Origin of the sequence: Pseudomonas sp. St316 (assembly GCF_018325905.1) — a bacterium.
GTDB lineage: Bacteria > Pseudomonadota > Gammaproteobacteria > Pseudomonadales > Pseudomonadaceae > Aquipseudomonas.
Genome location: NZ_AP021901.1, coordinates 800,661 through 814,859, shown reverse-complemented (window position 1 = coordinate 814,859; position 14,199 = coordinate 800,661). Strand labels below are relative to the sequence as shown.

12 protein-coding genes are annotated in these 14,199 nt (G+C 62.7%); 6 read left to right on the top strand and 6 right to left on the bottom strand.

The annotated features are described in order from the left end of the window. Positions 1 to 10: 10 nt before the first annotated feature. Together KI237_RS03545 and KI237_RS03540 are read right to left on the bottom strand one after the other, a co-directional pair. The gene (locus KI237_RS03545) at positions 11 to 727 is read right to left on the bottom strand and encodes an LrgB family protein (protein ID WP_212798831.1); all 717 of its coding nucleotides are present in this window, start codon (positions 725 to 727) and stop codon (positions 11 to 13) included. After that, positions 724 to 1,089 carry a CidA/LrgA family protein gene (locus KI237_RS03540; protein WP_212798830.1) on the bottom strand — a complete coding sequence of 122 codons (366 nt, stop codon included), beginning with the start codon at positions 1,087 to 1,089 and terminating at the stop codon, positions 724 to 726. Before KI237_RS03540 ends, KI237_RS03545 begins: the two co-directional genes overlap by 4 nt. 349 nt (positions 1,090 to 1,438) lie before the next feature. Here KI237_RS03540 and KI237_RS03535 point away from each other — a divergent pair, with 349 nt between their 5' ends. The 3 genes from KI237_RS03535 (at position 1,439) to KI237_RS03525 (ending at position 4,384) form a co-directional block, all read left to right on the top strand. Further along, entirely contained in the window at positions 1,439 to 1,894 is a 456-nt protein-coding gene (locus KI237_RS03535; RefSeq protein ID WP_003205908.1) for a MaoC family dehydratase, read from the top strand. Between the two features lie 102 nt (positions 1,895 to 1,996). Next, complete coding sequence (locus KI237_RS03530) at positions 1,997 to 3,715, top strand: C13 family peptidase (protein WP_212798829.1); 1,719 nt, start codon at positions 1,997 to 1,999, stop codon at positions 3,713 to 3,715. Between the two features lie 27 nt (positions 3,716 to 3,742). Next, positions 3,743 to 4,384 (top strand): oxidoreductase, encoded by a 642-nt coding sequence (locus KI237_RS03525; RefSeq protein WP_212798828.1) that lies wholly within the window; start codon positions 3,743 to 3,745, stop codon positions 4,382 to 4,384. A gap of 152 nt (positions 4,385 to 4,536) precedes the next feature. Here the strand turns inward: KI237_RS03525 and KI237_RS03520 are convergent, their stop codons facing one another. The 4 genes from KI237_RS03520 to KI237_RS03505 form a co-directional block, all read right to left on the bottom strand. After that, positions 4,537 to 4,821 carry a YceK/YidQ family lipoprotein gene (locus KI237_RS03520; RefSeq protein ID WP_212798827.1) on the bottom strand — a complete coding sequence of 95 codons (285 nt, stop codon included), beginning with the start codon at positions 4,819 to 4,821 and terminating at the stop codon, positions 4,537 to 4,539. Further along, positions 4,814 to 5,446 carry a flavin prenyltransferase UbiX gene (ubiX, locus tag KI237_RS03515; RefSeq protein WP_014340390.1) on the bottom strand — a complete coding sequence of 211 codons (633 nt, stop codon included), beginning with the start codon at positions 5,444 to 5,446 and terminating at the stop codon, positions 4,814 to 4,816. Before ubiX ends, KI237_RS03520 begins: the two co-directional genes overlap by 8 nt. Further along, positions 5,443 to 6,792 (bottom strand): UDP-N-acetylmuramate:L-alanyl-gamma-D-glutamyl-meso-diaminopimelate ligase, encoded by a 1,350-nt coding sequence (gene mpl / locus KI237_RS03510; protein ID WP_212798826.1) that lies wholly within the window; start codon positions 6,790 to 6,792, stop codon positions 5,443 to 5,445. Before mpl ends, ubiX begins: the two co-directional genes overlap by 4 nt. A gap of 245 nt (positions 6,793 to 7,037) precedes the next feature. Further along, positions 7,038 to 8,942: a sigma-54-dependent Fis family transcriptional regulator gene (locus KI237_RS03505; protein WP_212798825.1), complete on the bottom strand. Its 1,905-nt coding sequence runs from the start codon at positions 8,940 to 8,942 to the stop codon at positions 7,038 to 7,040. Positions 8,943 to 9,373: 431 nt separating this feature from the next. On the opposite strand from KI237_RS03505, the gene exaC reads away from it, so the two are divergent. From exaC to KI237_RS03490, 3 genes are all read left to right on the top strand, one after another. Further along, positions 9,374 to 10,894, top strand: a complete 1,521-nt coding sequence (gene exaC / locus KI237_RS03500; protein WP_212798824.1) for an acetaldehyde dehydrogenase ExaC — start codon at positions 9,374 to 9,376, stop codon at positions 10,892 to 10,894. A gap of 257 nt (positions 10,895 to 11,151) precedes the next feature. Continuing rightward, a complete protein-coding gene (gene eat / locus KI237_RS03495) occupies positions 11,152 to 12,522 on the top strand; it encodes an ethanolamine permease (protein WP_212798823.1) in 1,371 nt (456 codons plus the stop codon). A 272-nt stretch (positions 12,523 to 12,794) separates the two neighbouring features. After that, positions 12,795 to 14,189, top strand: coding sequence for an ethanolamine ammonia-lyase subunit EutB (locus tag KI237_RS03490; protein WP_212798822.1), 1,395 nt, complete (start codon positions 12,795 to 12,797; stop codon positions 14,187 to 14,189). The last annotated feature ends 10 nt before the right edge of the window (positions 14,190 to 14,199 follow it).

Here is a 14,199-nt window from a genome sequence, read left to right as displayed (position 1 = left end):
AACCAGTTCCTTAAACCGTCATCGACACCACCAACGGCAGCAACACCGCCGTGGCCACGCCCATCAGACTCATCGCCAGCGCCGCAAAGGCGCCTGTCTCCTCGCTTTCCTGCAACGCCACCGACGTACCCACCGCATGGGCCGCCAGCCCCAGGGCCATGCCCCGGGCTTCTGGGTTATGGACACCCAGCTTGGTCAGAATGCTCGGACCGAGGATCGCCCCGAGCACACCGGTAATCAACACAAACACCGCCGCCATCGCCGCCACGCCGCCGATCTGCTCGGCCACCAGCATGGCGATCGGCGAGGTCACGGATTTGGGGGCCATGGTCATCAGAATCATGTGCTCGGCGCCAAACGCCCAGCCCAACACCACCGCAGAGCCCGTGGCGAACACCCCAGCTATCACCAGCGTAGTAAAAATCGGCCAGAACAACTGCCGGATCCGTCGCAAGTTCAAATACAACGGCACCGCCAGGGCGACCGTGGCCGGGCCCAGCAGGATGCTGAGGATCTCGGTGCTCTTGCGGTATTCGGCGTAGCCGATGCCACAGCCGACCAACACGCCGATCAACAGCACCATCGACATCAGCACCGGTTGCAGGAACACCCAGCGGGTCTTTTCGAACGCCGCCAGCACCAGTTGATAGGCGCCCAGGGTGATGCCGATGCCAAACAGCGGATGATGGATCACCGAGGCCCAGGCACCTTGCCAGTCGAGCATCATTGGCTGTCCTCCGGGGCGGCGACGTGACGCCGGGCCAGGCGCTGCATCAGCAGCCCCGTCAACGCCACGGACAACACCAGCGACAACGTCAACGCACCGACGATGGCCCAGAAATCGGCGGCAATCGCCCGGGCATAGACCATCACCCCCACGGCGGGCGGCACCAGCAGCAATGGCAGATAACGCAGCAGGCTGCTGGCGGCCAGGTTCAACGGCTCGCTGACTTCGCCGCGCATCACCAGGTAGCCCAGCAGCAACAGCAGGCCAATGATCGGCCCCGGCAACACCGGCAAGAACAAATGATTGATCGCAGTGCCCAGCAATTGAAACAGCACCAGCCAGGTCAGGCCCCGTAGCAACATCCGCTCTCTCCCCTGCAACAAACTCAATGAACGCGCCAATTCGGTTCACGGCGTGATTGTGTGGCGAGGGAGCTTGCTCCCGCTTGAGTGCGAAGCGCTCATAAAATGGGGCCGCTGCGCAGCCCAGCGGGAGCAAGCTCCCTCGCCACGAAATCAAACGCACACGTCAAATGAACGGAATCGCAAAGAATGCGCCGGCATTATAAGCATGCCCGCGCTATGGGTCGGCATTCGTAAAAAGCATGTTCGGTGACCTTCCTTGCGCGCCATGTTGATCTACAGTGGTTCTCCGGGGAGGCAAATCCCCGTTTCAGAAAAAGCAAAACCGATGAACCCAAGGAGAGTCTCAATGCCCTACGTCCCCGTTGCAGCGCTCAAAGATTATGTCGGCAAGGAACTTGGACGTTCCGAATGGCTCACCATCGATCAGGAGCGCATCAACCTGTTCGCCGAAGCCACTGGCGACTTTCAGTTCATCCACGTCGATCCGGTCAAGGCCGCGCAGACCCCGTTTGGCAGCACCATTGCCCACGGTTTCCTGTCGCTGTCGCTGATGCCCAAGCTGATGGAAGACATCCTGATCCTGCCCGAGGGCGTGAAGATGGTCGTCAACTACGGGCTGGACAGCGTGCGCTTCATCCAACCGGTAAAAGTCGATTCCAAGGTGCGGCTCAAGGTCGACCTGGTGGAAGTCACCGAGAAAAAACCCGGCCAATGGCTGCTCAAGGCCACCGCCACGCTGGAAATCGAAGGCTCGGAAAAACCGGCCTATATCGCCGAGCCGCTGTCGCTCTGCTTCGTGTAAACCTGCGCACATGCGAAACCGCCCAGGCAGTTTCGCATCGCTTCTCTGTATCTAACGCGTATAGCTGCGGCATACTCATGGCCTGATGACCTGGATCCCGTTATGCGCTTATTCGTCCCACTGACCCTGACCCTGCTGCTCACCGCCTGTGGCAACGGCGAATCGCCGCTGCCTCCCGACGCGCGCCTGCCCGACGGCGGCCGCTATCGCGGCGACCTGGTGGATGGGCTGCTGCAAGGTCAGGGGCGCATCGATTACCCCAATGGCAGCTGGTACGCCGGGCAGTTCGACAAAGGCCAGTGGCACGGTACCGGGGAATGGCATGGCAGCAATGGCGAGGTCTATCGCGGCCAGTTCCAGCAGGGGCTGTTCCACGGCCAGGGCAGCTTGACCACACCGACCAGCAGCTACACCGGCGGCTTCAAGCTGGGGCGACGGGACGGTGAAGGGACGCTCAAGGAAAACGGCATGACCTACCGGGGCGAGTTCAAGGCCGACCGCTATTCCGGTCTCGGACGCCTGGAACTCGACGACGGCAGCCAGTACCAAGGCCCCTTCGCCAACGGCAAGCCCAACGGTGAAGGCCAGCGCTTCGATGCCAGCGGCAACCAGTTCACCGGCAAATTTGTCGATGGGCAACTGCAGGGCAAGGGCACCTTCAACAGCGCCGATGGCGATGTCTATGTCGGCGGCTTCAAGAACAACCAGCTCAACGGTCGCGGTCGCTACGAAAATGCCGACGGCGATGTCTGGATCGGCCAATTCAAGGATGGCGCGCTGACCGGCAAGGGCGAACTGATCGGCGCCGACGGCAGCCATTATCTCGGTCAATTCAATGATTGGCGCTTTACCGGCCAGGGCCGCCTGAACCTGCCCGACGGCAGTTTTTACACCGGGCAGTTCGAAAACGACAGTTACCACGGGCTCGGCACCCTGGTGATGACCGACGGCACCGTGCAAAGCGGCACCTGGGCCAACGGCCAGCGGCTGCGCGACGCTGACGGCAGGCTGCTACCGGATGTGCTCGAACTCGGCCTGCTGGCCCAGGGCCGCCTGCTGGAGGATGCCCTGGCCAACATCCCGGCCTCGACCCCGGCAGTGGAGCTGTATAGCCTGACCCTGGGCGGCGACGGCAAGCAAAGCGTGTTCCTGCGCGAATCCGACTATGTCGCCAACATGCTCGCCAGCCGTTTCGGCGCGTTCGGGCAGATCCGCCTGGTCAACCACCGCGATCACCTTGGCGACCGCCCCATGGCCACCCGCGAAAGCCTGCGCCGCGCCGTTGCCACCCTGGCCGAACGCAGCGGCCCGGAAGACCTGATTTTCATCTACCTGACCAGCCACGGCACCAGCGAACATGAGCTGGTGCTCGACCAGCCGCGCATGGAACTGGCCGACCTGCCGGCCGATGAGCTGGCCGTGGTGCTGGCGCCACTGAAGAACCGCGACAAGATCGTGGTGATCTCGGCCTGTTATTCCGGCGGTTTCATCCCGGCGCTCAAGGATGAACGCACGTTGGTCATGACCGCCTCCCGGGCCGACCGGGTGTCCTTCGGCTGTTCCGAAGAGGCCAACTTCACCTATTTCGGCGATGCGCTGTTTGCCCAGGCGCTGAACCAGACCGACGACCTGGAGCAGGCCTTCAAGCGGGCCAAGGCTACCGTGGCGGAACGGGAACAGGCCGACAATTTCGAAGCGTCCGAACCACAGATGTGGGCGCCGAGGACGGTCCTTTCCCACTGGCAACTGCTGCGCAAACAGCAGGCACGTAAAGCGTTGCAAAGTGCTGCATTGAACGACGCGGCCACAAAGAGCAACTAAGCTGAACCGTATCAAGGGGGAAACACTATGTACTTGACGCCTCAGCATGTTTTGCTCGCCGGTGCTACCGGGCTGACCGGAGAACATCTACTGGACCGGCTGCTCAACGAGCCGACCATCACTCGCGTATTGGCGCCTTCACGCCGGCCACTGGCTGAACATCCACACTTGGAAAACCCGGTTGGTGAGCCGGCCCAGGTGCTGCCACAACTCAGTGGCCAGGTCGACATCGCCTTCTGCTGCCTCGGCACAACCATCAAGAAAGCCGGCACTGAAGCAGCCTTCCGCGCGATAGACCTGGACCTGGTCGTGGCATTTGCCAAGCGCGCCCGGGAACTGGGCGCACGGCACCTGGTGGTGATCAGCGCGCTGGGGGCCGACGCCAAGTCATCGATCTTCTATAACCGGGTCAAAGGTGAAATGGAGGCGGCACTCAAGACCCAGGGCTGGCCGCAACTGACCATTTGCCGGCCTTCCCTGCTGCTGGGCGACCGCGTCGAACCGCGCCTGGCCGAACAACTGGCCGGCCCCTTGTCGAAGCTGATCCCGGGCAAGTACCACGGCATCGAAGCCTGCCAACTGGCCCGCGCCATGTGGCGTCTGGCGCTGGAAGAGCAGGATGGGGTGCGGGTGGTGGAGTCGGATGAATTGCGTAAGCTGGGCAAATGATTCTGCTGCGCCTGGACGGGCGCCATCGCGAGCAAGCTCGCTCCCACAGTTGACCAAGTTGGAACGCAGTCCCTGTGGGAGCGAGCTTGCTCGCGATAGCGGTGGATCAGCGTGCATTCATGCTGAATGAACAACCCCAGCTGTTGTGCTTGCTACAAACCGCCAGTGGCCTGAAACCCCACCCCCATCGCCGTAAACAACGACAACGGCAACAACAAGGTATCGAGCAACGCACTGCCCGGCAGATCGAGCCCGGGGTAACTCGGCGCCTCGGTGCCAAAGCGGTCCTTGGCGCAGCAGCCATCGTTGAGGGCGTAAAGATCCAGGCGCGTGCCGGCGTACACCACCGGCGCGCCAGGCTTGGCGGCGTCGAGGGTGCGGGCGGTAGCGCAGCCGGTCAGTTGCAGCGCCAACAGCACGATCAGCAGCTTATTCATCGCTGCTCAAATGATGCTCGCCCCAGCGCGGCAACATGTCCTGGGGAATGTTCAGCAGATTGAGGATGCGGGCGACGACAAAATCGATCAGATCATCAATGGTCTGCGGCTGGTGATAGAAACCCGGCGAGGCCGGCAGGATGGTCACGCCCATGTTCGACAGCTTGAGCATGTGCTCCAGGTGAATGCTCGAATACGGCGCTTCACGCGGTACCAGGATCAACTGCCGACGCTCCTTGAGCGTCACGTCCGCCGCCCGTTCGATCAGGTTGTTGCAGGCCCCGGTGGCAATCGCCGACAGCGTCCCGGTGGAACACGGCACCACCACCATGGCGGCCGGCGCGCCGGAGCCCGAGGCCACCGGCGACATCCAGTCTTCCTTGCCATACACGCGAATCTGCCCCGCCGCCGCACCGGTGTATTCGGTGAGGAAGGCCTGCATCATCTGGGTCTTGGCCGGCAGGGTCACGTCGGTCTCGGTGGCCATCACCAGTTGCGCGGCCTTGGAGATGAGGAAGTGCACCTCACGGTCTTCACGCACCAGGCAATCGAGCAGGCGCAAGCCGTACTGGGCGCCGGAAGCACCGGTCATCGCCAGCGTGATGCGTTCCGGGCCATTGCTCATTTCAGTGCCTCGGCCAGTTTGCCGTGCAAGCCGCCGAAGCCGCCGTTGCTCATGATCACCACGTGAGTGCCGGGCTGGGCCTGGCTCTTCACGCGCTCGATGATGCCTTCCAGGGAATCGCTGACAATCGACGGCACCGTGCACAGCGCCGCAGTGGCGCCCAGGTCCCAGCCGAGGTTGGCCGGCGCGTACCAGATCACCTGGTCGGCATCGACCACGCTTTCCGGCAGGCCGTCACGGTGGGCGCCGAGCTTCATGGAGTTGGAGCGCGGCTCGATGATCGCGATCAGCGGCGCATCGCCGATGCGCTTGCGCAACCCGTCGAGGGTGGTGGCGATGGCGGTCGGGTGGTGGGCGAAGTCGTCATAGATGGTGATGCCGCGCACCTCGGCGACCTTCTCCATCCGCCGTTTCACGCTCTTGAACGCACTCAACGCGGCAATGCCCATGGACGGCACCACGCCGACATGCCGGGCCGCCGCCAGGGTCGCCAGGGCATTGGCGACGTTGTGCTGGCCGGTCATGTCCCACTCGACCACGCCTTGGGACACGCCTTCAAACATCACTTCGAACTGCGAACCGTCATCCTTGAGCAATTTCACCTGCCACTGCCCGCCCGCGCCGGTGGTTTGCACCGGGGTCCAGCAGCCCATTTCGATCACGCGCTGCAAGGCCGGCTCGGTGGTCGGATGGATGACCAGGCCTTCACTGGGGATGGTCCGCACCAAGTGGTGGAACTGCCGCTCGATGGCCGCCAGATCTGGGAAGATGTCCGCATGATCGAACTCAAGGTTGTTGAGGATCGCGGTGCGGGGACGGTAGTGGACGAATTTCGAACGCTTGTCGAAAAACGCGCTGTCGTATTCGTCGGCCTCAATCACGAAGAACGGCGTGCCGCCCAGGCGCGCCGACACCGAGAAGTTCTGCGGCACGCCACCGATCAGGAACCCTGGGCTCATGCCCGCGTGCTCCAGCACCCAGGCGAGCATGCTGCTGGTGGTGGTCTTGCCGTGGGTACCGGCCACGGCCAGGACCCAACGGCCCTGCAACACGTGATCGGCCAGCCACTGCGGCCCGGACACGTAGGGCAGGCCCTTGTTGAGCACGTACTCCACCGCCGGGTTGCCACGGGACATGGCGTTGCCGATGACCACCAGGTCTGGCGCCGGGTCCAGTTGCGCCGGGTCATAGCCTTGGGTCAATTCGATGCCCTGGGCTTCCAGCTGAGTGCTCATCGGTGGGTAGACGTTGGCGTCGGAGCCGGTCACGTGATGGCCCAGCTCCTTGGCCAAGACCGCCATCGAACCCATGAAAGTGCCGCAGATACCGAGAATATGGATGTGCATAGTCGACCTCGTAAAACATGGCCGCAGGTTAGCGTAGGGAGGGGGAAATCGCACCTGGTGTTTCGAACTTGCTATCCCTTTTGCTGGTGCCCTCCCTTACTTGCAAACAGCACATCCCCCTGTGGGAGCGAGCTTGCTCGCGATAGCGGTGGGTCAGCTTGCATTGATGTTGAATGTGCCGCCGCCATCGCGAGCAAGCTCGCTCCCACAGTTGACCGCACTCCGTCAGGGCGATCGCGCACGAGTCAACGGGCAATGGCGTGCTTGCGCAGTTTTCGGTACAGGGTGTTACGGCTGATGCCCAGTTGCTCGGCGGTGTGGGTCATGTGCCAGCGCTGGCGCTCCAGCACGTCGAGCAGCGCCACACGCTCGGCATCTTCCAGCGGCCGCTGCGCCACGGTTTCAACCAGCGCCACCGGGCGCTGGCGAATCATCGCGGGCAGGTCCTCCAGCCCAATCCGCCCGCCGTCGCACAACGCCGCCAGGGTGCGCAGCACATTACGCAGTTGCCGCACGTTGCCCGGCCAGTCGAACCCCAACAACGCCTGGCGCGCCGCTTCGTCGAGGGTCACCGTCTCGGCGCCCGCCTCTTCGGCCAGCAAAAAATCCAATAACTGCGACTTGTCACCGCGCTCGCGCAACGCCGGCAGCGGGATTTCCAACCCATTGAGCCGGTAGTATAAATCCTCACGAAAACTGCCGTCCTGCACCCGATCCAGCAACTGCCGGTGAGTGGCGCTGATGATGCGCACGTTCACCGCCTCGGGCTCGCCGCCGATGGGTACCACTTGGCGGTCTTCCAGCACCCGCAGCAAACGGGTCTGCAAGGCCAGGGGCATGTCGCCGATTTCATCGAGGAACAGCGTGCCGCCGTCAGCCTGTTGCAGCTTGCCGCGCATGCCTTCCTTGCGCGCACCGGTGAAGCTGCCGCCGCGATAGCCGAACAGCTCGCTTTCGATCAGGCTTTCCGGGATGGCCGCGCAGTTGAGGGCGACGAACTGCTTGCCGGCGCGCTGGCTGGCGTGGTGCACGGCCTTGGCAAACGCCTCCTTGCCGGAGCCGGTTTCGCCCTGGATCAGCAACGGCACATCGCGCTCGAATACCCGCAGGGCCTTGCGAAAATGTTCCTGCAACGCCGCATCCCCCAGGCAGATGCCCGGCAGGCGAGCGGGCTCGATGATTTTGAACGCCGGGGCGATCGGCACCGGCACGCTACGCGGCTGCCCCCGCAGCACGGCGAACAAATGCCGACCGTCACGGGTGCGCAACGGCCAACTCGCACTGGCATTGACGCTCGCGCGGCCGAGCAACTCGTCCAGCGAACAATCGAAAAAGTCTTCCACTCGCTGGCCGAGCAAGCTGCCGCGAATATGCCCCAAGAGGTTCAGCGCGCTCTGGTTGACCGCGCTGATCCGCCCTTCGCCGTCGAACGCCAGCAAGCCTTCGCTGAACAACCCCACGGACTCGGCCTGCAAGTGAAAGCGCAGCAGCCATTGATTGTCGAAGCAACGCAGGAAATAGCAGCTCTCGATCATCTTCGCCGAGAGATTGACCAGGGCCATGGTGTGGAACTGGCTCTGGCGCGACACGTCCGGCCGGGCCGAAGACACGTCGAGCACCGCCAGCAGTTCGCCCTGGGGATCGAAGACCGGGCTGGCCGAGCAGGTCAGGCCGGTGTGGCGGCCACGAAAGTGTTCTTCCTGGTGGATGGTCAGGGCCTGACGCTCCACCAGGCAGGTGCCGATGCCATTGGTGCCTTCGCAGGCTTCGCTCCAATCAGCGCCGAGCCAGAGCCCGGCCCGTTCGAAAATCTTCCGTTCGCTGGGGGCGGTGACACAATTGAGGATCACGCCCCGGGCGTCGGTCAGCAGCACCGCGTGGCCGGCGCCGGAGAGCTGTTGGTGGAGGCTGGTCATTTCGGTGCCGGCGATGTGCAACACCTGTTGCAGACGCTCGCGGCTTTCCAGCACCCGGCCATGCTCAAGCACCGTCGGCGCGAGGTTCTGGGCCGGGTCGAGGTGATAGTCCTCAAGGCAGCGCAGCCAGGAACGGGCAATCGACGGATCGCTACCAGGCCCTTGCAAGTGAGACTTGCCCTGGGTGACCGTCAGGACTTGTTGGGCATGGCGACTCAAATGGTTGCTGTGCATTTCTTATTATTCTCCCCGAAGGTTGTAAGCCTTGCACCTGCCCTTGTGGCGAGGGAGCTTGCTCCCGCTGGGCTACGCAGTAGCCCCACCTATTCTGGGAGCGCTTCGCACTCCAGCGGGAGCAAGCTCCCTCGCCACAAAAACGTTCTGTCCATGCCTACTCATCAGCGCCCAGCATCCTCCAGCCCAACCGCCTTTGCAATGCTGGCGCGACCTGGCAGTCACAGACTGTCTCGCATCTGGCACAAACTGTCACACCCGCTGTATCGCGATCGTCACGCAAGGCATCCGTTTGTCCGACCGACTCCTCCTAAAGTCTTGATTTACGGGCCCTGCAAGGCAATGGCCCAACCTTTGCTCTAGGCTTAATTACCGGCGCTCAATTTTGCGCGGCCCTCCCGTATAAGCACAAAAGCCAAGGAGAACTCATCATGCGTTACGCTCACCCCGGTACTGAAGGCGCTATCGTTTCGTTCAAGAGCAAATACGGTAACTACATCGGCGGCGAGTTCGTCGCGCCTGTCAAAGGTCAGTACTTCACCAATACTTCCCCGGTCAATGGCCAGCCCATTGCCGAATTCCCGCGCTCCACCGCCGAAGACATCGACAAAGCCCTGGACGCCGCCCATGCCGCAGCGGATGCCTGGGGCGCCACCTCGGTTCAGGCCCGTTCGCTGATCCTGCTGAAAATCGCCGACCGCATCGAAGCCAACCTCGAAGTGCTGGCGATCACCGAATCCTGGGACAACGGCAAGGCCGTGCGCGAAACCCTCAACGCCGACATCCCCCTGGCCGCCGACCATTTCCGCTATTTCGCCGGTTGCCTGCGAGCCCAGGAAGGCAGCGCCGCCGAGATCGACGGCAACACCGTGGCCTATCACATCCATGAACCGCTGGGCGTGGTCGGGCAGATCATTCCGTGGAACTTCCCGCTGCTGATGGCCGCCTGGAAACTCGCCCCGGCCCTGGCCGCCGGCAACTGCGTGGTGCTCAAGCCAGCCGAGCAAACCCCGCTGGGCATCTGCGTGCTCATGGAACTGATCGGCGACCTGCTGCCACCGGGCGTGCTGAACGTGGTGCAAGGCTTCGGTAAAGAAGCCGGCGAAGCCCTCGCCACCAGCAAGCGCATCGCCAAGATCGCCTTCACCGGTTCCACCCCGGTGGGCTCGCACATCATGAAGTGCGCCGCCGAAAACATCATCCCGTCCACCGTGGAACTGGGCGGCAAGTCGCCGAACATCTTCTTCGAAGACATCATGCAGGCCGAGCCAAGCTTCATCGAAAAAGCCGCCGAAGGCCTGGTGCTGGCGTTCTTCAACCAGGGTGAAGTCTGCACCTGCCCATCCCGCGCCCTGGTGCAGGAGTCGATCTACGACGAATTCATGCAAGTGGTGATGAAGAAAGTCCTGCAGATCAAACGCGGCGACCCGCTGGACACCGACACCATGGTCGGCGCCCAGGCGTCCGAGCAGCAATTCGACAAGATTCTTTCGTACCTGGAAATCGCCAAGGGCGAAGGCGCCGAGCTGCTGACCGGTGGCAAGGTGGAAAAACTCGAAGGCAACCTGGCGACCGGGTATTACATCCAGCCAACCCTGCTCAAGGGCACCAACAAGATGCGCGTGTTCCAGGAAGAAATCTTTGGCCCGGTGGTGAGCATCACCACCTTCAAGGACGAAGCCGAAGCCCTGGCGATCGCCAACGACACCGAGTTCGGCCTCGGCGCCGGCCTGTGGACCCGCGACATCAACCGCGCCTACCGCATGGGCCGGGCGATCAAGGCCGGTCGCGTGTGGACCAACTGCTACCACCTGTACCCGGCGCACGCCGCGTTCGGTGGCTACAAGAAGTCCGGCGTGGGTCGTGAGACGCACAAGATGATGCTCGACCACTATCAGCAGACCAAGAACCTGCTGGTGAGCTACGACATCAATCCGTTGGGGTTCTTCTAAACGGACGGGGCGAGGCAGGTGGTTCTGCTTCGCCCTTTAGATAGCTATCGCGAGCAAGCTCGCTCCCACAGGGATCTGGGGATAACTCAACTTCAAGGTTGAGACAGATCCACTGTGGGAGCGAGCTTGCTCGCGATGGCGCCCTCACTGACAACATCAAAACACCGCCCCACCGCTCTGGCACGAGCCTTGCGTGCCCGCTCCACAGCAAACCCGAAAGTCCAACAGTTCGAACAATAAAAAAGAAGAGAGGACTTATGACAACTACCACTCAACTCAAACCCACACTCGGCACCCTGCATTTATGGGGCATCGCCGTCGGCCTGGTGATTTCCGGCGAATACTTCGGCTGGAGTTACGGCTGGGGCACCGCAGGCACCCTGGGCTTCCTCGTCACCGCCCTCATGGTGGCGTTGATGTACACCTGCTTCATCTTCAGTTTCACCGAATTGACCACCGCGATTCCTCACGCGGGCGGGCCCTTTGCCTACAGCCGACGGGCCTTTGGCGAGAAAGGCGGCTTGATCGCCGGGATCGCCACCCTGATCGAATTCGTCTTTGCGCCCCCGGCCATTGCCATGGCGATTGGCGCCTACCTCAACGTGCAATTTCCGGAACTGGACCCCAAGCTCGCGGCGGTTGGCGCGTACATCGTGTTCATGACCCTGAACATCCTCGGCGTCAGCATCGCCGCCGCGTTCGAGCTGGTGGTCACCGTGCTGGCGGTCGCCGAGTTGCTGGTGTTCATGGGCGTGGTTGCGCCGGGCTTCAGCTTCAGTAACTTCGTGCTCAACGGCTGGTCCGGCTCCAACGAGTTCACCCTCGCCTCGATCCCGGGCATTTTCGCGGCGATCCCCTTCGCGATCTGGTTCTTCCTCGCCATCGAAGGCGCGGCCATGGCCGCCGAAGAAGCCAAGGACCCGAAACGCACCATCCCGCGCGCCTATGTCAGCGGCATCCTGACCCTGGTCTTCCTGGCCATCGGCGTGATGATCATGGCCGGCGGCGTGGGTGATTGGCGCACCCTGTCGAACATCAACGACCCGCTGCCCCAGGCCATGAAGGCGGTGGTCGGCAACAATTCAACGTGGATGCATATGCTGGTGTGGATCGGCCTGTTCGGCCTGGTGGCGAGTTTCCACGGGATCATCCTCGGCTACTCGCGGCAGTTCTTCGCCCTGGCCCGGGCCGGTTACCTGCCCCGTGGCTTGGCAAAACTGTCGCGCTTCCAAACTCCGCATCGGGCGATCCTGGCTGGCGGCGTCATCGGCATCGCGGCGATCTACAGCGATGGCCTGGTCAACCTGCAAGGCATGACGCTGACGGCGGCGATGATCACCATGTCGGTGTTCGGCGCCATCGTCATGTACATCATCAGCATGCTCAGCCTGTTTCGGCTGCGTAAGACCGAACCGAACCTGGAACGCACCTTCCGCGCGCCGGGCTACCCGATCGTGCCGGGCATTGCGCTGTTCCTGGCAGTGGTGTGCCTGGTGGCGATGGCGTGGTTCAACACCGTGATCGGGCTGGTGTTCCTGGGCTTCATGATTGTCGGCTACCTGTACTTCCAACTGACCGCCAAACAACGCTCCGATGCGCCGGCGGACGCTATGCTCACAGGTATCTGAACATTGCACCGGCGCCGGGCCGGGGGCCCGGTGCCTGCCATTAAAAAGTGCACGCAGTTGCCCTCCTGTGTGGGAGAGCCCAGTTTGAGAAATAACCCTCTGTGGGGAAACTCTGTGGGAGCAAAGCTTGCTCGCGATAGCGGTGTACCAGTGGAGAATATTTTTCTGAGACTCCGCTATCGCGAGCAAGCTTTGCTCCCACAGGGCTACTCCACAGGGGTTGGGTCTGCACTGTAGTTGAATTATTTAGAGAACCAGGAGGACACCGCCCCATGGCCGCATTCGCCCATTCCGTCGGCGCCCAGACCTATCGCTTCGACAGCCTCAAAGACCTGATGGCCAAGGCCAGCCCGGCGCGTTCCGGGGATTTCCTGGCCGAGGTCGCGGCGCTTAACGATGGTGAGCGGGTGGCCGCGCAAATGGCCCTGGCTGACCTGCCCCTAAGCCATTTCCTGCAAGAAATGCTGATTCCTTACGAGGTCGACGAAGTCACCCGACTGATCGTCGACACGCATGACAAACACGCCTTCGCCACGGTCAGCCACCTCACCGTCGGCGGTTTTCGCGACTGGCTGCTCAGCGACGCCGCCGACGAGCACAGCCTGCGGGCCCTGGCCCCGGGCCTGACGCCAGAAATGGTCGCTGCCGTGTCGAAGATCATGCGCGTGCAAGACCTGGTATTGGTTGCGCAGAAAATCCGCGTAGTCACCCAATTCCGCGGCACCCTCGGCCTGCGCGGGCGGCTGTCCACGCGCCTGCAACCCAACCACCCCACCGACGAACCGGCCGGGATCGCCGCGAGCATCCTCGACGGCCTGCTCTTCGGCAACGGCGACGCCATGATCGGCATCAACCCGGCCACCGACAGCACGGCCTCGATCTGCGCCATGCTGGAAATGCTCGACGCCATCATCCAGCGCTATGACATCCCCACTCAGGGCTGCGTGCTGACCCACGTCACCACGTCCATCGAAGCGGCCAACCGCGGCGTGCCCCTGGACCTGGTGTTCCAGTCCATCGCCGGCACCGAAGCGGCCAACGCCAGTTTCGGCATCAACCTGAACGTGTTGCAGGAAGGCTACGACGCCGGCCTCAGCCTGAATCGCGGCACCCTCGGCAACAACCTGATGTATTTCGAAACCGGCCAGGGCAGCGCGCTGTCGGCCAACGCCCACCACGGCGTCGATCAACAGACTTGCGAGACGCGGGCCTACGCCGTGGCCCGACATTTCAACCCATTCCTGGTGAACACGGTTGTAGGATTCATCGGCCCCGAATACCTGTACAACGGCAAACAGATCATCCGCGCCGGCCTCGAAGACCACTTCTGCGGCAAGCTGTTGGGCGTGCCGATGGGCTGCGACATCTGCTACACCAACCACGCCGAAGCCGACCAGGACGACATGGACACCCTGCTGACCCTGCTGGGCGTGGCCGGGATCAACTTCATCATGGGCATCCCCGGCTCCGACGACATCATGCTCAACTACCAGACCACCTCATTCCACGACGCCCTCTACGCCCGCCAGACCCTGGGCCTGAAACCGGCGCCGGAGTTCGAGACTTGGCTGGCGAACATGGGCATCTTCACCCAGGCCGATGGCCGGGTGCGGTTCGGCGACAACCTGCCACCGGCGTTTCGTCACGCCCTGGCACATTTGCGATAAGTGAGCGACC